The 19,158-nt window shown below is 64.7% G+C and carries 19 protein-coding genes and 2 tRNA genes; 11 read left to right on the forward strand and 10 right to left on the reverse strand.

The window, feature by feature from the left end; translation table 11 throughout:
- Positions 1-102 precede the first annotated feature (102 nt).
- Positions 103-543: a cell wall synthesis protein CwsA gene (gene cwsA / locus G6N55_RS17430; RefSeq protein WP_085219492.1), complete on the forward strand. Its 441-nt coding sequence runs from the start codon at positions 103-105 to the stop codon at positions 541-543.
- 478 nt (positions 544-1,021) lie between these two features.
- Positions 1,022-1,174: an excalibur calcium-binding domain-containing protein gene (locus tag G6N55_RS17435; RefSeq protein ID WP_372517619.1), complete on the forward strand. Its 153-nt coding sequence runs from the start codon at positions 1,022-1,024 to the stop codon at positions 1,172-1,174.
- Positions 1,175-1,183: 9 nt separating this feature from the next.
- Here the strand turns inward: G6N55_RS17435 and G6N55_RS17440 are convergent, their stop codons facing one another.
- From G6N55_RS17440 to gyrB, 6 genes are all read right to left on the reverse strand, one after another.
- Positions 1,184-1,498: a CDGP domain-containing protein gene (locus G6N55_RS17440; protein WP_232078771.1), complete on the reverse strand. Its 315-nt coding sequence runs from the start codon at positions 1,496-1,498 to the stop codon at positions 1,184-1,186.
- A 179-nt stretch (positions 1,499-1,677) separates the two neighbouring features.
- Positions 1,678-1,750, reverse strand: a tRNA-Ala gene (locus G6N55_RS17445).
- A gap of 145 nt (positions 1,751-1,895) precedes the next feature.
- Positions 1,896-1,969: transfer RNA gene (locus G6N55_RS17450), tRNA-Ile, on the reverse strand.
- A gap of 60 nt (positions 1,970-2,029) precedes the next feature.
- Positions 2,030-2,890 carry a DUF3566 domain-containing protein gene (locus G6N55_RS17455; RefSeq protein WP_085219496.1) on the reverse strand — a complete coding sequence of 287 codons (861 nt, stop codon included), beginning with the start codon at positions 2,888-2,890 and terminating at the stop codon, positions 2,030-2,032.
- 136 nt (positions 2,891-3,026) lie between these two features.
- Positions 3,027-5,546, reverse strand: a complete 2,520-nt coding sequence (gene gyrA, locus G6N55_RS17460) for a DNA gyrase subunit A (RefSeq protein WP_085219498.1) — start codon at positions 5,544-5,546, stop codon at positions 3,027-3,029.
- Between the two features lie 41 nt (positions 5,547-5,587).
- The gene (gene gyrB / locus G6N55_RS17465; RefSeq protein WP_085219500.1) at positions 5,588-7,621 is read right to left on the reverse strand and encodes a DNA topoisomerase (ATP-hydrolyzing) subunit B; all 2,034 of its coding nucleotides are present in this window, start codon (positions 7,619-7,621) and stop codon (positions 5,588-5,590) included.
- A gap of 411 nt (positions 7,622-8,032) precedes the next feature.
- Between gyrB and G6N55_RS17470 the strand changes: the two genes are divergently transcribed.
- Both G6N55_RS17470 and G6N55_RS17475 read left to right on the forward strand, forming a co-directional pair.
- On the forward strand, positions 8,033-8,344 hold the full coding sequence (locus tag G6N55_RS17470; RefSeq protein ID WP_232078772.1) for a helix-turn-helix transcriptional regulator: 312 nt from the start codon (positions 8,033-8,035) through the stop codon (positions 8,342-8,344).
- Between the two features lies 1 nt (position 8,345).
- Positions 8,346-8,828 carry a hypothetical protein gene (locus tag G6N55_RS17475; RefSeq protein ID WP_085219505.1) on the forward strand — a complete coding sequence of 161 codons (483 nt, stop codon included), beginning with the start codon at positions 8,346-8,348 and terminating at the stop codon, positions 8,826-8,828.
- A gap of 303 nt (positions 8,829-9,131) precedes the next feature.
- Here the strand turns inward: G6N55_RS17475 and G6N55_RS17480 are convergent, their stop codons facing one another.
- The 4 genes from G6N55_RS17480 to dnaA form a co-directional block, all read right to left on the reverse strand.
- Positions 9,132-9,689: a DUF721 family protein gene (locus G6N55_RS17480; RefSeq protein WP_085219507.1), complete on the reverse strand. Its 558-nt coding sequence runs from the start codon at positions 9,687-9,689 to the stop codon at positions 9,132-9,134.
- Complete coding sequence (recF, locus tag G6N55_RS17485; protein WP_085219509.1) at positions 9,686-10,852, reverse strand: DNA replication/repair protein RecF; 1,167 nt, start codon at positions 10,850-10,852, stop codon at positions 9,686-9,688. Before recF ends, G6N55_RS17480 begins: the two co-directional genes overlap by 4 nt.
- On the reverse strand, positions 10,853-12,052 hold the full coding sequence (gene dnaN, locus G6N55_RS17490) for a DNA polymerase III subunit beta (protein ID WP_085219511.1): 1,200 nt from the start codon (positions 12,050-12,052) through the stop codon (positions 10,853-10,855).
- 500 nt (positions 12,053-12,552) lie between these two features.
- Positions 12,553-14,076: a chromosomal replication initiator protein DnaA gene (gene dnaA / locus G6N55_RS17495; RefSeq protein WP_085219581.1), complete on the reverse strand. Its 1,524-nt coding sequence runs from the start codon at positions 14,074-14,076 to the stop codon at positions 12,553-12,555.
- A 611-nt stretch (positions 14,077-14,687) separates the two neighbouring features.
- On the opposite strand from dnaA, the gene rpmH reads away from it, so the two are divergent.
- From rpmH to G6N55_RS17530, 7 genes are all read left to right on the forward strand, one after another.
- Positions 14,688-14,831 (forward strand): 50S ribosomal protein L34, encoded by a 144-nt coding sequence (rpmH, locus tag G6N55_RS17500; RefSeq protein ID WP_003874369.1) that lies wholly within the window; start codon positions 14,688-14,690, stop codon positions 14,829-14,831.
- Between the two features lie 24 nt (positions 14,832-14,855).
- A complete protein-coding gene (rnpA, locus tag G6N55_RS17505) occupies positions 14,856-15,212 on the forward strand; it encodes a ribonuclease P protein component (protein ID WP_085219583.1) in 357 nt (118 codons plus the stop codon).
- 2 nt (positions 15,213-15,214) lie between these two features.
- On the forward strand, positions 15,215-15,571 hold the full coding sequence (gene yidD, locus G6N55_RS17510; protein WP_085219513.1) for a membrane protein insertion efficiency factor YidD: 357 nt from the start codon (positions 15,215-15,217) through the stop codon (positions 15,569-15,571).
- A complete protein-coding gene (gene yidC, locus G6N55_RS17515) occupies positions 15,528-16,667 on the forward strand; it encodes a membrane protein insertase YidC (RefSeq protein ID WP_276072104.1) in 1,140 nt (379 codons plus the stop codon). Before yidD ends, yidC begins: the two co-directional genes overlap by 44 nt.
- Positions 16,668-16,751: 84 nt before the next feature.
- Positions 16,752-17,324, forward strand: coding sequence for a Jag family protein (locus G6N55_RS17520; protein ID WP_085219585.1), 573 nt, complete (start codon positions 16,752-16,754; stop codon positions 17,322-17,324).
- 68 nt (positions 17,325-17,392) lie between these two features.
- Positions 17,393-18,139: a 16S rRNA (guanine(527)-N(7))-methyltransferase RsmG gene (rsmG, locus tag G6N55_RS17525; protein WP_085219517.1), complete on the forward strand. Its 747-nt coding sequence runs from the start codon at positions 17,393-17,395 to the stop codon at positions 18,137-18,139.
- The gene (locus G6N55_RS17530) at positions 18,136-19,155 is read left to right on the forward strand and encodes a ParA family protein (RefSeq protein ID WP_372517589.1); all 1,020 of its coding nucleotides are present in this window, start codon (positions 18,136-18,138) and stop codon (positions 19,153-19,155) included. The genes rsmG and G6N55_RS17530 overlap by 4 nt, the downstream gene beginning before the upstream one ends.
- Positions 19,156-19,158 lie beyond the last annotated feature (3 nt).

A 19,158-nucleotide genomic window follows, 5' to 3' on the forward strand; every position in this document is an offset into this window, starting at 1 on the left:
CAACCGGGTGCCGAAAATCCCACCATCACGCGGCAATAGGCGCGCCGGTCTTTCTATGGTGGCAGTCTGTAGGTTCCACGGCCCGGCACAGAAAGGCGGCAGATGAGCGCTAAGGCGGAATCCCAGCTGACCCCTAGGCAGCGACTGTCCCGGGGCCTGACGTACTCGGCGTTGGGACCGGTGGACGTCACCCGCGGTGTCATCGGCCTGGGGGCGCACTCCGTGCAGTCCACCGCCTCGGAATTGCGCCGCCGCTACCGCCAGGGTCAACTGTCTCGCGAGATCGCAGCGGCGCAGGAGTCGATCGCCCAGGAGCTGGCCGCCGCGCAGGAAGTGGTTTCGAGCCTGCCGCAGGCGCTGCAGGACGCGCGCAAATCCCGGCGCCGCCGGGGCAAGCGCCCGTTGCTCGTTGCGGGAGCCGTCGCCGTGGTCGTGCTGGCCGGCGGCGCGGCCGCGTTCAGCATCGTGCGGCGCTCCACCCGCCGGGACAACCCCGAGCCGTCGCCGCGGCCGCCCAGTGTGGACGTGCAGCCACGGCCCTGACGCCGGCCCGGCAGTAGGCCGCAAATTTCACCAATTGCACTGCGGCCATTCGCCATCCGTTGTATCGCGCTACCTAGCAGCGCTGTCTGGATCGCCTTACAGTTGCGGCCACGGGGGCCGAAATGAACGGAGCGGTCAATTATGTCTCGTCTGACGAAGAAGGCGATCCTGGGTGCGGTCCTGATCAGCGCGGTGCTGTCGGTGACGGCGACGGGATGCGCCGGCGCGCCGGCACCGACGCAAATCACCACCCAATAGGGCCGATCGCCGGGGGCCGGCACCGAGCGTCGCACGTCATCTCAGGTCGGCGAAACACTTGTGCGGCTGAGGAACTCACCACAGCCGTCTGGGTCGATTTCACCTCGCGGCCGTAGTTCTCGCCGTAATATCGTAGCCCGCAAGGAAAGGTTGTGCGCCCATGGAGATCCGCGCGTTGGTGGCCGCGTTGGCCACGGTTGCCGTTGCACTCGGTATCGGCATGATCGTCGCGCCCGCCGCGCAGGCGGACCCGCCGTACGCCAATTGCAAGGCTGCCGCGGCCGACGGTCGCTACAACATCCCGCGCGGTGATCCCGCCTACCAGCAAAAGCTAGACCGGGACAACGACGGCATCGCCTGCGAATCGCACTAGGCGACTGATTCAGTCGTCGATGTGGTTTGGCGGCTGCCCGAGCGGAACGGGCTGCGCCGGGTCAACCGGGTAGCACTCCGGCGGCGGGGTGATGTCCTCGATCACGCCGCGGCCGCCGAACACCGGGTAACTGGGGCCCTGGTGGCACCGCTCCCAAACCCCATTCGGGCCTACGGGTTTGTCGCAATAAGACTCGCCCGGAACGATGGTGGCCTGACAGCCCGCCGACGCGGGTGGAGCCATTCCGATGCCAATTCCAATTCCGCCGATCGTGAGTGCCGCCCCCAGCGTCACGGTGCCGGCAACCCGCGCTGATTTCATCATGAGCCGCACGATACAGCTAATAGTGTAGGCGCGCCCGCCAAGTGGGGTCATTGCCTAGCAGCAAATGGGCGTGGTGCCGCCGATGCGGCTCAGGGGCCAACGTCGAAGGGGGAGCCGGTAATTCGGCGCACTGGCCAGAATTCCGATCGCCGCTATCAATTTGTGGAGCCTAGGGTGTGTGGAGCCTAGGGGAATCGAACCCCTGACACCTGCCTTGCAAAGGCAGTGCTCTACCAACTGAGCTAAGGCCCCTCTTCCCGGTTAACGGGTGTGGGATCAACCGCTGCCACGTGCCAAATTTCGACCCCGCGGCGTGACCGCATTACCGCCGCCACCAAGGCAATCAGTGCCAACGGCAATGCAAGTCTCACACAACGTCTTGACGGGCACATGGTTGTGGGCCTAGGAGGACTCGAACCTCCGACCTCTTCGTTATCAGCGAAGCGCTCTAACCGCCTGAGCTATAGGCCCGTACTCGCGTACAGCCGAGCGACGAGATTACCGCAATCGCCGCCCCACCCCAAACCTGCACTAATCCCGGTCGGCCAACGTGACTTCGATGCCGCCGATCAGGTCGGTCGTCAGGTTGTAGACGAACGCGCCGATCGTGGCCATCGCCGTCAGCAAGACGATGTTGACCAGGCCGATCAGCACGGCGCCACCGAAGATCGTGCCGCTCGAGACCAGTTCTCCACTGCTGCCGCTGGTGTTGTTCAGGAGGTCACCGACGTTGCTGTTGAGCTTGGCCCACACGCCCATGCCGCCGAGCACGAGGTAGAGGAACGCTACGGCGATCATCCAGACGAAGAACAGCGCCACCGAAAGCATCAGGGACACCTTCAAGGTGCTCCACGGGTCGATCCGGCGGACCTGCATGCTGGCCCGCACCGGGCCCCCTCGGCGCCGCGGCACCTGAACCAGGCTGTCCCGGTTCTCCCGGGATTCCGTGCTCGTCGTGCGCCCCGAGCCCGCCGGCTGCGACGAATCCGAGCTGCGCTCCGACGTGGTGCTGCGCTGCGATCCGCGCGGAATCCCGCCGGACAGGTCCGGCAACTCGCTGGCGTAGGCCTCGTTCGTCGGCCCGTCACCGCGACTCGGCGCGTCGAAGTCGTCCCGCCTCGACGGAGCTTGCCCCGCAGTGTTGCCACCCGAAATGAAGCGGTTCAGCCGGGCGTCGACACCGGAAGGCGGGCCCTGCGGCCGCGCCTCGGTCGGCGGTTCGCTCGGCCGATTCCCGGCGTTGGCGGCGCGGGCCGCGCCGCGCTGCCACGGCGGCGAATCCCCGCTCTGGGTGGGCGTCCCGCGCGGGTGTGCGCCGGCACGCTCGGCCGAAACATCCCCGTTCTGGCTGTCGCCCTTCTTGGGGGCACCCGGCTCGCTCGGTGAGGTCACCCCGACTCCTTACCTCCGCTGCCTGGGCCGCCCGGTCGGTGGCCCCCGCATTGTCTCTGGTCGGGCTGAGTCTAATTGCCCGCGTCCGGTGGCAGTCCCTTGGCAGGCGCCTGCCCGGCCCGCAGCCCCTGTTGGGCTAGCTCTCCGGCCCCTCGCCGCCGTCGCCTTCGTCGACCTCGTCGTCGGCGCTTTCCTCGGCGTTACGGGCAATGGCCAACAGCGTGTCGCCCTCACCCAGGTTCATCAACCGAACGCCCTTGGTCTGCCGCCCGGCCTTGCGGACCTGGCGTGCCGCGGTGCGGATGACCCCGCCGCCCGATGTGATCGCGTAGAGCTCGCTGTCGTCGTCGACGATCAACGCCCCGACCAAACTGCCACGCCGGCGGTCGTACTGAACGGTCAGAACTCCCTTACCGCCGCGACCCTGCACCGGGTACTCCTCGATCGCGGTGCGCTTGGCGTAGCCACCGGCCGTGGCCACGAGCAGGAACATGCCTTCCTGCACCACATTCAGCGACAGCAGCCGGTCGTCCTCGTTGAATCGCATGCCCTGCACGCCGGAGGTGGCCCGGCCCATCGGTCGCAGTGCCTCGTCGGTCGCCGAGAACCTGATGGATTGCCCGTTGGCCGAGACCAGGAGCAGATCGTCCTCGGCCGAGCAAAGCACGGCACCGACCAATTCGTCGCCGTCGCGCAGGTTGACAGCGACGATCCCGCCCGAACGGTTGGAGTCGAAGTCGGTCAGCTTGGACTTTTTGACCAGACCATTCTTGGTGGCCAGCACCAAATACGGCGCGTCCTCGTAGCTGCGGATCTGAATGACCTGAGCGATGCGCTCCTCCGGCTGGAAAGCCAACAGGTTGGCGACGTGTTGGCCGCGCGCCGTCCGCGACGCCTCCGGCAGCTCGTACGCCTTTGCCCGATACACCCGCCCCTGCGTGGTGAAGAACAGGATCCAGTCGTGCGTGGAGGACACGAAGAAGTGCGCGACGATGTCGTCCTGCTTGAGGCCTGCCCCCTGCACACCCTTGCCGCCGCGTTTCTGGCTGCGGTAAAGGTCCGTCTTGGTGCGCTTGGCGTAGCCGGTTTCGGTGATCGTGACGACGACGTCCTCGCGCGCGATCAGATCCTCGTCGTTGACGTCGCCGTCGGCCGCGATGATCCGGGTCCGCCGCGTGTCGCCGTGCTTCTCGACGATCTCGGCGAGTTCGTCGTGCACGATTCCGCGCTGCCGTTCCGGCTTGGCGAGGATGTCTTCCAGGTCGGCGATCTCGGCTTCGATCTTGGCCAGGTCGTCGACGATGCGCTGGCGCTCCAGGGCGGCCAGCCGGCGCAGCTGCATGTCCAGGATGGCCTGGGCCTGGATCTCGTCGATATCGAGCAGGTCGATCAAACCGGCCCGGGCGATGTCGACGGTTTCCGATGCCCGGATTAGCGCGATGACTTCGTCCAGCGCGTCCAGCGCTTTGACCAGACCGCGCAGAATGTGGGCCCGCTCGTTGGCTTTTCGCAACCGATAGGTGGTGCGACGGATGATCACGTCGAGTTGGTGCGCGACGTAGTAGCGGATCATCTGGTCCAGCCGCAGCGTGCGCGGCACGCCGTCGACGATCGACAACATGTTCGCGCCGAAGCTGGTCTGCAGCTGGGTGTGCTTGTAGAGGTTGTTCAGCACCACCTTGGCCACGGCGTCGCGCTTGACCTCGACGACGATCCGCAGGCCGACCCGGTCACTGGACTGGTCCTCGATGTTGGAGATCCCGGCGAGCTTTCCGTCGCGGACCTGCTCTGCGATCGACGTGATGAAATTGTCGTGGTTGACCTGATACGGCAACTCCGTGATGACCAGCGCGGTCCGGCCGCGCGAATCCTCTTCTACCTCAACGACTCCGCGCATCCGGATGGAGCCGCGGCCGGTGGTGTAGGCGTCGTGGATCCCCTGCGAACCGACGATCAGACCATGGGTGGGGAAGTCCGGGCCCTTGACCCGTTCGCAGACCGCGGCCAGCGTCGCCTCTTCATCGGCCTCGTGATTGTCCAGGCACCAGAACACCGCCTCGGCGAGTTCGCCCAGGTTGTGCGGCGGGATGTTGGTCGCCATGCCGACCGCGATGCCGCCCGAACCGTTGGCCAGCAGGTTGGGGAACCGGCTCGGCAGAACGGTCGGCTCCTGCACCCGGCCGTCATAGTTGGGGATGAAATCGACTGTCTCCTCGTCGATTTCGCGCAACATCTCCATGGCCAACGGCGTCAGCCGCGCCTCGGTGTACCGCATCGCGGCGGGCGGGTCGTTGCCCGGCGAGCCGAAGTTGCCCTGCCCGTCGACCAACGGGTAGCGCAGCGACCACGGCTGCGCCATCCGCACCAACGTGTCGTAGATCGACGCGTCACCGTGCGGGTGGTAGTTACCCATCGTTTCGGCGACCGACCGCGCCGACTTCGCGTGGCTGCGGTCCGGGCGGAACCCGGAGTCGTACATCGCATAGAGAACCCGGCGGTGCACCGGCTTGAGGCCGTCACGCACCTCCGGAAGCGCGCGGCCCACGATCACGCTCATCGCGTAATCGATGTAGCTGCGCTGCATCTCCTGCTGAATGTCAACCGGTTCGATGCGGTCGACGGAGTCGTCACCCGGGGGCAGCGTGGTGTCAGTCATGTAGTCCTCGTTGGTCGATCAACGGTGGCCGGTCTGATTGCTCAAACATCCAGGAAGCGAACGTCTTTGGCGTTTCGGGTGATGAAGCTGCGGCGGGCGTCGACGTCTTCGCCCATCAGGATGGAGAACAGCTCGTCGGCGGAGGCGGCGTCGTCGAGGGTGACTTGGCGCAGTACCCGGACGGTGGGGTCCATGGTGGTTTCCCACAACTCCTTGGCGTCCATTTCGCCCAGACCCTTGTAGCGCTGGATGCCGTCGTCCTTGTTGATCTTTTTGCCCCCCTTGGCGCCGGCCTCGAGTAGGCCGTCGCGTTCGCGGTCGGAGTAGGCGAATTCGGGATCGCTGCGTTGCCACTTCAACTTGTACAGCGGCGGTTGGGCCAAGAACACGTGGCCGTGTTCGATCAGCGGGCGCATGAAGCGGAACAGCAACGTCAACAACAGCGTCGAGATGTGCTGGCCGTCGACGTCGGCGTCGGCCATCAGCACGATCTTGTGGTAGCGCAGCTTGGTGATGTCGAATTCGTCGTGGATGCCGGTGCCCAGTGCGGTGATGATCGCCTGGACTTCGGTGTTTTTCAGGACGCGGTCGATGCGCGCCTTCTCCACGTTGATGATCTTGCCGCGCAGCGGCAGGATCGCCTGGAACATCGAGTCGCGGCCGCTTTTGGCCGAGCCGCCGGCCGAATCACCCTCCACCACATACAGTTCTGACTTACGCGGATCGGTGGAACGGCAGTCGGCAAGCTTGCCCGGCAAGCCACCCAGATCGGTCGCACTCTTGCGCCGCACCAACTCTCGCGCCTTACGCGCCGCGATGCGGGCCTGCGCCGAGGACACCGCTTTGTTCACAACGGTTTTCGCCTCGGACGGGTTAGCCTCGAACCAGTGGGTCAGCTGTTCGTTGCACACTTTCTGCACGAACGACTTGACCTCGGTGTTGCCCAGCTTGGTTTTGGTCTGGCCCTCGAACTGCGGTTCGCTGACCTTCACCGAGATCACCGCGGCCAGGCCTTCCCGGATGTCGTCGCCGGTGAGGTTGGCGTCCTTTTCCTTCAGCAGCTTCTTGTCTTTGGCGTACTTGTTCACCACCGACGTCAGCGCACTGCGGAAGCCCTCTTCGTGCGTGCCGCCCTCATGCGTGTTGATCGTATTGGCGAAGGTGTGCACCGACTCGGAGTATCCGCCGTTCCACTGCATGGCGATCTCGACCTCGTGGCCGGTGCCCTTGCCTTCGAAATCGATGATGCTCTGCTGAATTGGGCTTTTGGTGCGGTTGATGTGCTTGACGAAATCGACCAGGCCGCCCGGGTAGTGGAAGGTGCGCTTCTTCACCTTGTGCGGGGCGGTCGACTCGGCGGCCTTTTCTTCCGCCGTCTTGGGTGCTTCGGCGGTGTCGCTGACGACGTCGTCGACCACCTCGTCACGGGAGACTCGCTCGTCGGTGAGGTTGATGGTCAATCCCTTGTTCAGGAATGCCATTTCCTGCAGTCGGCGCGCCACCGTCTCGAAGTCGTAGTCGGTGGTTTCGAAGATGTCGGAGTCGGCCCAGAACCTGATCGTGGTTCCTGTCCTCTTGGTGGCCTCACCCTGTTTCAGCGTCCCGGGTACCGCTCGGTCGTAGTACTGCGACCACTCGTAGCCGTCTCGGGCAATGTCCACCTCGAGCCGTCTCGATAGCGCGTTGACGACCGACACCCCGACGCCGTGCAAACCACCACTGACGTTGTAGCCACTGTTCTCGCCGCCGAACTTGCCGCCGGCGTGGAGTTGCGTCATGACCACGTCGACGGTCGGTGCACCGGTGGCATGCATGGCGACCGGGATCCCACGGCCGTTGTCGGCGACTTCGACGCTGCCGTCGTCGAGGATGCGCACATCGACCTGGTTGGCGTAGCCGGCCATCGCCTCGTCCACCGAGTTGTCGACCACCTCCCAGATGAGGTGGTGCAGGCCTCGCTCGCCGGTAGACCCGATGTACATGCCGGGGCGTTTACGGACGGCCTCCAGGCCTTCGAGCACGGTGATCGCTGACGCGCCGTATTCGTCTTGCGCCTTCTTCTTCTGGGCAGCCACGGTCGGAATGCTCTCCTCGGGGTTTCATGCGGGCGGATCCAGTCACCGCAGCAGTCGCATCCCTCCACTCTACCGTGATCGGGGGCCGGGACCGATTTTCTGGGCGCGTTTCTACCTATCTGGACGCGCCGTGCGCTTAATTTCTCTATTGACGCCGCGTCCGGACGTGCGCAGCGGGGGTCCGTTTCGTTCTCGCGGATCTGAGGGGGCTAACCTTTACGTCTTGTTGATGGGAGCAATTGTCGCATTCTGTAGCTAGTGGGGTCGCGTGGTGGGGACCTGCGGTGGGAGTGCTGCAGTCCGGCGGCGTTTGGATGGAAAGGGTTTCAGCCGTCGAGAGTGCGTGTTCGTTGGCCACTAGCCGGTTGCCCTAACAGGAATAATATATAACAGATCTGTTATGCTCTCGTCGTGAGTTCGTACGGTGGAAATCTGATTCGCGAAGCGCGCCGCCGCGCCGGACTTACACAGGCCGAACTCGCCGCGCGTGCCGGCACCGCGCAACCCGCCGTCGCCCGGTGGGAATCAGGATCCACCGCCATCAGCCTCGACGATGTGATCCGGTTGATCCGACTGTGCGGGCTTGACCTCGAATTACACATCGTGACCCACGACGAAAGCGACCTGGCACAGGCCGCCCGCCTTGCTCACCTTTCGGGGCAAGATCGGCTCGATCGCCACTCACGTCTGGCACGCCAACTCAGAAAGATGCGCGAGGCCTGACATGGAACTTGATCTGGAAAGACTGTTCCAGGTGCTCAACCGCCACAAGGTGGTCTATGTACTGATCGGCGGCCTCGCCGCGGTCTATCACGGTTCCCCTTTCCCTACCGAGGACGCCGATATCACGCCTGATGGTACCCCTGCCAACCTCACCCGCTTGGCTGCCGCTCTACGAGAGCTCAACGCCAAGATTCGTACGGAATCCGTGCCTGAGGGCCTGACTTTCGCTTGCGACGCAAGGGGATTGGCGGCCGCTCAGACGTGGAGCCTCGTCACCGACGCCGGCGACCTCGACGTTGCGTTCGAGCCTTCTGGCACCCACGGTTACCGAGACCTCCACCGCGACGCTACCTCAGTCGAAATCTACGCCACCACAGTGGAAATCGCCTCACTGAGCGACGTGATCCGATCCAAACAGGCGGCCAACCGTCCAAAAGACCAACGCGTACTACCCACACTCCGGGAAATCGCCAACCGCGCCTAGTGACAAGCGCGCATCGAACTGGCGGCCTTGATCTCGGTTGCCGCCGATATCGGGCTTATTCGGTCCCCGGTGTTGCCGGGGTGCAAGGCCCGGAAGCAATCCTTGTGTGGCAGCGGCTTTCCTTGCCGGACAACGTAGTTAGCTTGACCCCCACTGAGGACTAGCTAACCGAATCCAACGGTATCGGCGGGCTGGTGAGCTGGATACCCGAATTGCTGCGTTGCATGAACCGGCGCTCGAACCTGCCCTGGATCTGCCTGCCGTCCAACTTGCCCGCGAGCACGGATGAACGCCTCAATTGTGTCAGCCGTAGGTGTCGCGCGGGCCCCGGCCGGAGATGTGTCGGGGTCCCTTTCGCCAGGAGGGGGCGGCCGGGCCGGTGATTTTCAGCGACGTCACCACACCGTTGCCCACGGCGGCCGCGATCTTGGCCAACAATTGCGCCTGGATCATCCGCAATTGCGTGGCCCAGGCGGTGGATTCGGCCGTCACGCTGAGGACGCCCTCGCTCAGCGCGGTCGGAGTCGCGTGGTCGGCGATCTGCTGACCCACCACCGACGCCCAGTGCCCGAGCACAGTGCCCTCGGCGACGCGGCCCGACCAGCCGCGCTTTTTCGCGAGGTCGCGGGCGACGCTTCCCATGGGTTGTGGATCGCGAACGTCGGGTCCCGGCCCCGACCATCTTCGCCGTTGCCCGGCGACCCGGCGCGGGACGGCATTGCCGCCGCGCCCGCGCCCGGCGTCCTTGCCCTGTGCGCGGGCCGCCGCACGCGCCTCTTCGAGGGTGCGTCGCACCAAGTCGATACCGCTGAGCCCACTTGGTGTTTCGGCGGGTGCCGCGTCGTCGCCGCTGCCGGTCATGGTTGCATCACCGAAACCCGGCCGGTGTCATCGTCTTGCAAGTCGATGTGCACCCGCCTAGCGTCCCAGCCCGCCGGGATATCTTCCAGTACCGCCGCGGTTACCAATACCTGTTCCGCCGATTCGGCCACTGCGGCCAGGGCGCGGCGGCGGGCGGCGTCGAGTTCGGCGAACACGTCGTCGAGCAACAGCACCGGCTCGCTGCCATCCTCACGAAGCAACTCATAGGCCGCCAGCCGCAGCGCAATCGCAAAAGACCACGATTCCCCGTGGCTAGCAAAGCCTTTCGCTGGTTGATCACCGAGACGCAGCTCCAAGTCGTCGCGGTGCGGGCCCACCAGACACACCCCGCGTTCCAATTCGGCGCCGCGCCGCGCCGCCAGTGCGGCCAGCAGCGCGGCTTCCAAAAACTCGCGGTCGGTACCCGTGGTGTCTTGCGCACCCTCGATACCCAACCCGTCGATGCTAGTTCGGTAGTTGATTGCCGCCGGGCGCGAACCCGGCGCCAGCAGCTGGTATGCCTTCTCCACCTCCGGTGCCAGCTGATTCACCAGATCGATCCGCGCGGCCATCAATTCGGCGCCGTGCTCGGCCAACCGGCTGTCCCACACGTCGAGGGTGTCCAGCGCGCCATGGTCGCCTCGATGCCGCGATCCGACCGATGACTTCAACAACGCCGTGCGCTGCCGCAGCACCTTCTCGTAATCCGCGCGCAGCGCGGCGACCGCCGGGCGCCGCACGGTCGCCAAGTCGTCCAGATAACGACGCCGGTCCGACGGATCCCCGCGGACCAGCGACAGGTCTTCGGGAGCAAACAGCACCGCTCGTAATACCCCGACCACCTCGCGAGTACTGCGCACCGGCGAACGGTTCAACCGGCCCTTGTTCGCCCGGCCGGCGGCGATCTCCAAATCGATCGCACATTCGCGGCCCTCGTTCACCACGATCGTCGAGATCACGGCTCGATCCGCTCCCGCGCGGATCAGTGGAGCGTCGGTTCCCACCCGGTGGGACCCCAAAGTGGTCGAATACCACAGTGCCTCAACCAAATTCGTCTTCCCAAAACCGTTGGGGCCGACGAACACCGTCCGGCCCGGTTCGAGCTCGAGGTCGGCGTGTGCCCAGGACCGAAAGTCACGCAGTCCCAAATGCCGGACGTACACCTATCCGGGCAACCGAACTGGCATCAACAAGTAGACGTAATCCGTGGGCAACGCGGAAAACGGACCGGTGCCCGTCGGATGGCTGTCCTCGTCGAACGCCGGACGCAGCAACGCCGGCTTGCCCGGCGTAGTGAAGCCGAACGACACTCGGTCGGCCTTCACCGAGCTGAGCCCGTCGGTCAAATACGTCGGGTTGAACGCGATCGTCAACGGTTCGCCGGCGAAGTCGACGGCGAGTTCCTCCTCGGCCCGTCCCACGTCGTCGGCGCCGGCCGAAAGCCGCAACGAACCCTCGGCGAATTCCATGCGCACCTGCGCACCCCGGTCCGCCACCAATGCAACCAACTTGATAGCCTCCGTCAGCTCGGCCACGTTGATCGTCGCGACCGCGGTGTGCTCGGCCGGCAACAACTGCCGAAACTTCGGGAACTCGGCGTCGAGCAGTCGCGTAGTGCTGCGCTTCCCGTTGCCGCTGATCCCGAGCAGCCCGTCTTTTCCGACTCCGGTGCCGGCGCCCAACGACAACCGAACCTCGGAACCGTCCGTACCGGTTTTGGCGGCTTCGGCCAACGTCTTGGCCGGTACCAGTACCGCCGCCTCGATGTCGGACGACAACGCCGACCACGTCAGCTCACGAACCGCCAGACGGAACCTGTCGGTGGCGGCCAAAACGACCGTCTCACCCGAGATCTCGACCCGGATGCCGGTCAACATCGGCAACGTGTCATCGCGGCCGGCGGCAATCGCGACCTGACCGATGGCCTCGGCGAACAAATCCGACGGCAAGGTCCCGGTCTCTTCCGGCAGCGTCGGCAGCGTCGGGTAATCCTCAACCGCCATCGTCGGCAACGAAAACTTGGCACTGCCGCACGTCAGCGCGACTCGATTGCCGTCGACGTAAAAGTCGATCGGCTTGTCCGGCAATGCCCGAGTGATATCTGACAACAGTCGTCCCGACACCAAAACACTTCCAGGAGAAGCGATTTCGGCCGCAATCTGTGCCTCGGCGGAAACTTCGTAGTCGAATCCCGAGATCGTCAAACCCTCATCGGAGCCGGTCAACAACACGCCGGACAGCACGGGAACCGCCGGACGGCTCGGCAGGTTCTTCGCAACCCACGACACCGCGTCGGCAAAAGATTCTCGGACCAGGCGAAACTTCAGATCGGTGAGACCAGCACTTGTCGTCGCCACGTCCATAGCGTCCCTTCACCTACCAAAGTTCAAAATCCAGGGCCCCGCAACGAACGTCCATGACGGGTAACGCGTCACGACGTCCACAACGGGAGTCGAATCACAACCGTAGAGCTTCTGCGCCCATCTTGAAAGCTAATCGCAAAGGCCGACAAGCCGAGTGGACGACAGCTTCGCGGGTGCTGTGTAGCGACGTGTCCCCAAACCTGTTCTTCAAAGAAGAAACAACGAATAGATCTCAGTACCAGTATTAAGGCCTGTGCATTCTGGGGACAGACCCACAGCGGTGCAGCTAGCACGGCGATCTGCTTGTGGATGACACGGTTGGTAACTGTGCAGCCGATGTTGGGCCACTGGGGATGGGTCGGCGGTGTGCAGGTCAGCCCAGATCGCTGCACTGTTATTTGGCACGTTTGTACACAATGCTGCGCACATCGTTGGGGTGTGACTGGAGTTACAGACGTGCGGGAAGTTTTTTGAAAAAGTTTGGCGCGCGGTGGCCGAAATCAGCGCTTGGAGCGCTGACGGATGCGAGTGGTGAGTTCTTTGACGTGATCGAAGACCTCACGCCGCTCGGCCATCTCGGACAAGATCTTTCGTTGCGCGTACATGACCGTGGTGTGGTCCCGGCCGAACGCCTGGCCGATCTTCGGGAGTGACAGATCGGTGAGCTCGCGACACAGGTACATCGCGATCTGGCGCGACTGAGCCAGCGCCCGGGTCTTGCCGGGCCCGCGTAACTCTTCGACCGTGGTGTCGAAGTATTCGGCGGTGGCGGCCATGATGGTCGCCGCGCTGATTTGCATGGTGCTGGCATCGGCGATCAGGTCGCGCAGCACGATCTCGGCCAGCGACTTGTCGATCGGCGTCTTGTTCAGCGAGGCGAACGCGGTGACGCGGATCAGGGCTCCCTCGAGCTCGCGGATGTTGCGTTCAATGCTGCTGGCGATGAGCTCGAGGACATCGTCGGGTACCGCGAGTCGTTCCATCTGTGCTTTCTTGCGCAGAATCGCGATACGGGTTTCCAGTTCGGGCGGCTGGACGTCGGTGATCAGGCCCCACTCGAACCGGGTTCGCAGCCGGTCTTCCAGGGTGGCGAGTTGTTTGGGTGGCCGGTCCGACGAGATGACGATCTGCTTGTTGGCGTTGTGCAGCGTGTTGAAGGTGTGGAAGAACTCTTCCTGGATGCCTTCTTTGCCCTCGATGAACTGAATGTCATCGACCAGCAGCACATCGACGTCGCGGTAGCTGCGCTTGAACGCGACCTTGCGATCGTCGCGAAGCGAGTTGATGAAGTCGTTGGTGAATTCCTCGGTGGACACGTACTTGACGCGCATGCCAGGGAAGAGCCGCTGCGCGTAATTGCCTGCGGCATGCAACAAGTGGGTCTTGCCCAACCCGGACTCGCCCCAGATGAAAAGGGGGTTGTAGGCGCGGGCCGGCGCTTCGGCGATGGCCAGGGCCGCGGCATGGGCAAACCGATTCGAGGCGCCGATGACGAAAGTTTCGAAGGTGTAGCGCCGGTTGAGGCTGGTTCCGCCGGCGGCCGCGGCGGCGTCGTTGCTGTGCGGCCGTTCGGCGAAGTAGTTGGGCCAGTTCTGCTCGACGCCGATCGCTTCACCGTTTTCGTCGGCCTCGTCAGCGTCACTTGACGTTTCTAGCCCGACGTCATCGGTGAAGGTGTCGCCTTGCGGAATAGGGGCGTCGTCCGCGTCGTCGGCGGGCGGAGCGATGCGCACTCCCAGTTGAATCTGTTGGCCGAGCCGTCGGCTCAGCGCATCCGTGATCGGGGTGCGCAGATGCCGCTCGATCTCGTTCTGCACAAAACTGCTCGGCACCGACAGCAGGGCGAAGCCCTCGACGATGGTCAGCGGCTGAACAAGATTGAGCCACGCGCGCTGCTGCGGGGTGAGCGGGGTGACAAGAGTCGTGCGATTACCGGGGGCACCGTCCGTGTCGGAATCGCCGTTGAGTTCAGAGACGACCGCATTCCACACTGTCGTGAAACCAGAACCGGGGTCATCGGTCAACGACGCATCTCCCTGGTCCGACATCGAGGCGCAATCATGCTGGCGACAAAGCAACTGTCCACATAGTTATACACAGGTGTGGACAGGATAGGCGTACACGGGCCGCAACCTACCGGCGACGGCTCGCGATCCACGGACTGGAGACAACCCGGGCTAGGTCGCCTGCACAGCAGGTAGATCCGCCATCATGCTTCGTTGTCGAGCGCCGCTCCGGTCTGAAACGGCATTGCCCGAAGCTAACAGTTTTCCGTGCGGCTGCCAACAGTTCTGCTGTATTCCAGTCACGTTCTTTAGGGTGTGCCAGGGCGTGCTGCGGCTTGTCGAAGATGTCGTGCCGGAGGGCCGCGCCGGAAGCCAAGATTTCAACCCGGGTGTCAGTGCGACCGTTGGGGCAGGCCAAGTTTGACCCAGCGAACGCTCGTCAGTACCCTCATACAGTCGCCCGAAAGTCGGCGATACGGCTGCGACCCAGGAGTTATTCGCCCGGGGACCGCGCCGGCCAGCAGCATGAACTACCTTTCGACCGAATCACGAAGCAATCTAGCTGAGCCAAACGTGAACGGCCGGATGGCGGGGACAAGCTTCTAGCGAAACAGAACGAGGAGAACGCCGTGGCCAAGGGCAAGCGGACCTTCCAGCCGAACAACCGACGCCGGGCGCGGGTGCATGGCTTTCGGCTGCGCATGCGTACCCGTGCCGGGCGCGCCATCGTGTCTGGGCGGCGCCGCAAGGGCCGCCGCGCGCTATCTGCCTGATCTGATCCGACAGGCGTGTTGGCGGTGCTTCCCGCGCGCAACCGCATGAGGCGGTCACGGGAATTCGACGCGACAGTGAAATATGGGGTGCGCACCGCGCAGCCCGATCTCGTCGTCCACGTGCGGCGCGGAGATGAAGGCGAACCCGGCCCGCGGGTCGGGCTGATTGTCGCGAAGTCCGTCGGTTCGGCCGTCGATCGTCATCGGGTCTCGCGCCGGCTGCGGCACGCGGTCGCCGGCATGCTGACCGATCTCGATCACCGCGATCAGGTGGTGATCCGCGCGCTGCCGACCAGCCGCCAGGTGTCGTCGACGTGGTTGGAGCAAGAGTTGCGCAGAGGCCTGCGCCGCGCCTTCGAACGCGCGGGGACGGACCGTTGACCGTGACGGCGCCGGCGCGCGCGGGAGTGGGTGTTGCAAGCAGGACCGTGGTGCGCGGGGTGGTCTTCCTGATCCAGCTGTACCGGCACATGGTGTCACCCCTTCGCCCGGCGACGTGTCGCTTCATGCCGACCTGCAGTCAGTACGCCGTCGAGGCCCTCACCGAATACGGGTTGATTCGGGGGAGCTGGCTCGCGGCGGCCCGGCTCGCCAAATGCGGACCATGGCATCGGGGAGGATGGGACCCGATACCGGAACGTGCCTCAGAACACCGGGATAGCCGGGTGGACGTTGCAGACACCAGCGCCGTCGGGGATGACCCGGCGCCGCGAGGGGAGAGTGAACCTTTTGTCGTTTGATCTGTTTAGCCTCGACTTCGTCTACTACCCGGTGTCGTGGATCATGTGGGTTTGGTACAAGCTGTTCGGCGCCCTGTTGGGACCCTCGAACTTCTTCGCGTGGGCGCTGTCGGTGATGTTCCTCGTCTTCACCTTGCGCGCGCTGCTCTACAAGCCGTTCGTGCGGCAGATCCGCACCACCCGGCAGATGCAGGAGCTGCAGCCACAGATCAAGGCGCTGCAGAAGAAGTACGGCAAGGATCGTCAGCGCATGGCGCTCGAGATGCAGAAGCTGCAACGCGAGCACGGGTTCAACCCGATCCTGGGCTGCCTGCCGATGCTCGCCCAGATCCCGGTGTTCTTGGGGCTCTATCACGTGCTGCGCTCGTTCAACCGGACGACGGGCGGCTTCGGACAGCCGCAGATGTCAGTCGCCCAAAACCGGTTGACGGGTAACTACATGTTCAGCCCGACCGACGTCGGGCACTTCCTGGACGCGAATCTGTTCGGCGCTCCGATCGGTGCGTCCATGACGCAGCGCACCGGGTTGGATGCCTTCATCGATTTCAGCCGGCCCTCAGTCATCTTGGTGGGCGCCCCGGTGATGATCTTGGCGGGCATTGCCACCTACTTCAACAGCCGGGCATCGGTGGCGCGGCAAAGTCCCGAGGCCGCCGCCAATCCGCAGACCGCCATGATGAACAAAATGGCGCTGTACGTGTTCCCACTCGGCGTCGTCGTCGGCGGTCCGTTCCTGCCGTTGGCCATCATCCTGTACTGGTTCGCCAACAACATCTGGACCTTCGGCCAGCAGCACTACGTCTTCAACATGATTGAGAAAGAGGACGAAGCCAAAAAGCAAGAGGTGCTGCAACGCCGGGCGGCCAACGCACCGGCGCCGGGAGCCAAGCCCAAGCGCAAGGCAGCGCCGGCCGGTGGCAACGGTGCTCCGCCGGCGGACGACGACAGCGCATCGACGACGGATGCCGGGGGCGGCGGGACCGAAGGAAAGACAACGGACGCGACACCCGACAAACCGGATACGGCCGGAGGCGCCGATGGCCCGGCCAACCGCGCGCCCCGACCCGGGGCTCGACCAAAGCGACGGAAGCGCTGACGAACAGTGCCACAGCTTTACCGGGCCGTCTCCGGAGAGTGACCCGAATGAGACAGGGACGGACCCATGGATGAGGGAGAGAAAATGACGGACGCTGACACCACCGAACGCGAGTTGGACACCCAGCTGGTGGTCGAGGACGAAGCCGAGGATGCGACGGCGGCAGAGGCCGGTGCGGACGATGGTGACGACCTGGAGGAGCGGTTGGTCGCCGAGGGCGAGATCGCCGGCGACTATCTGGAAGAGCTGTTGGATCTGCTGGACTTCGACGGCGACATCGATCTGGACGTCGAGGGCAACCGCGCGGTCGTCAGCATCGACGGCAGCGACGACTTGAACAAGTTGGTGGGCCGCGGCGGCGAGGTGCTCGATGCGCTGCAGGAGTTGACGCGGCTGGCCGTCCATCAGAAGACCGGCGTGCGTAGCCGGCTGATGCTCGACATCGCGAGCTGGCGCCGACGGCGCCGCGAGGAACTGGCCGCCCTGGGCGACAAGGTGGCGCGGCGCGTGCTGGAGAGCGGCGAGCGTGAAGAGCTCAAGCCGATGACGCCGTTCGAGCGGAAGATCGTCCACGACGCCGTCGCGGCGGTCGACGGAGTCCACAGCGAGAGCGAAGGCGTTGAGCCGAGCCGCCGCGTTATCGTCCTGCACGATTAGTCGGGACCGGGTTACAGCGGTGTAGTTCACCCCGCGCGCACGGTGCTTTAGGTCCGAAGACCGGAGGAATGTTTCACGTGAAACATGTCGGCGGATCCGATGGGGCAGCGGCGCCGGCCGACGCGGGGAACCCTGACGGGCCCGGCCCGGCACCCGCTGCGGCATCGGACATCTTCGGGCCGCGGCTCAACACCGCGACGGCCTACGCGGAGATCCTCGCGACGACCGGAGTGGAGCGCGGATTGCTCGGCCCCCGGGAAGTCGATCGGGTCTGGGACCGCCACCTATTGAATAGTGCAGCGGTCGCCGAACTGCTCGAGGACGGCGAACGGGTGGTCGACATCGGGAGCGGAGCCGGGTTACCGGGGATACCGTTGGCGATCGCGCGACCGGATCTCGAGGTCGTTCTGGTGGAGCCGCTGTTGCGCCGCAGCGAGTTTCTCAAAGAGGTCGTCGCCCAACTAGGGTTAGCGATCGAAGTGGTGCGCGGTCGTGCCGAAGAACCCGGGGTACGCAAACGCTTCGGTGACCGAGATGTCGCGGTGTCGCGAGCGGTTGCGGCATTGGACAAGTTGACGAAGTGGAGCATGCCGTTGCTACGGCCGGGTGGACGCATGATTGCGATCAAGGGGGAGCGTGCTCCCGACGAAGTCCAGGAACACCGGCGTGGGATGGCAGCGCTGGATGCAGTTGATGTCAGGGTGGTGACATGTGGCGCGAGCTATTTGCGTCCGCCCGCAACCGTGGTGGTAGCGCAGCGCGCAATGCGATCGGGACGCGGGTCGGCACCAAGGGCGGACAGGAGAAAGCGATGAGCTCTCCCCGGGATCGGTCCGGAGGCTCGAGTCCAAGCGTGGAGCACCCGCATCCGGCGGGGGCGCCCATCGCGCCGCCACTTGCGCCGGAGGAGGCGGTGCCGCTCGCGGACGAAGCGCCGAGCGAAACCGCGGCGGATGTTTCACGTGAAACATCGAACGAATTCGACACCCCCATCGGGGCCGCGGCGGAACGTGCGATGCGGGTGCTGCACACCACCTACCCGCCGTTGCGCCGGCCCACCCGGCGCCGCGTCTTCACGGTCGCGAACCAGAAGGGTGGCGTCGGCAAGACGACGACCGCAGTCAACCTCGCCGCCGCGCTCGCGCTGCAGGGACTCAAGACGCTCGTCATCGATCTCGATCCACAGGGCAACGCGAGCACGGCGCTCGGCATCACCGATCGTCAAGCCGGCACACCCTCGTCGTACGAAGTGCTGCTCGGCGAGGAGACGATCGAGACCGCACTGCGCCGCAGTCCGCACAGCGACCGCCTGTTCTGTGTGCCGTCGACCATTGATCTGGCCGGCGCCGAGATCGAATTGGTCAGCATGGTCGCGCGCGAGAATCGATTGCGTAACGCTTTGGCTCAGCTGGACCACTTCGACTTCGACTACGTCTTCGTGGACTGCCCGCCGTCACTGGGTCTGCTCACCATCAACGCGCTCGTCGCCGCGCCCGAGGTGATGATCCCGATCCAGTGTGAGTACTACGCGCTGGAAGGTGTGTCACAGCTGATGCGCAACATCGAGATGGTGAAGGCACACCTCAACCCGCGGCTCGACGTGACGACGGTGATCCTCACGATGTACGACGGCCGGACCAAACTCGCCGACCAGGTCGCCGAGGAGGTGCGCCGCTACTTCGGTGACAAGGTGCTGCGCACCGTCATCCCGCGCAGCGTCAAGGTGTCGGAGGCACCCGGGTACAGCATGACGATCATCGACTACGACCCCGGTTCGCGCGGGGCGATGAGCTATCTCGACGCGAGCCGCGAACTCGCGCAGCGTGACTGATCA

It is taken from the genome of Mycobacterium florentinum (assembly GCF_010730355.1).
GTDB lineage: Bacteria > Actinomycetota > Actinomycetes > Mycobacteriales > Mycobacteriaceae > Mycobacterium > Mycobacterium florentinum.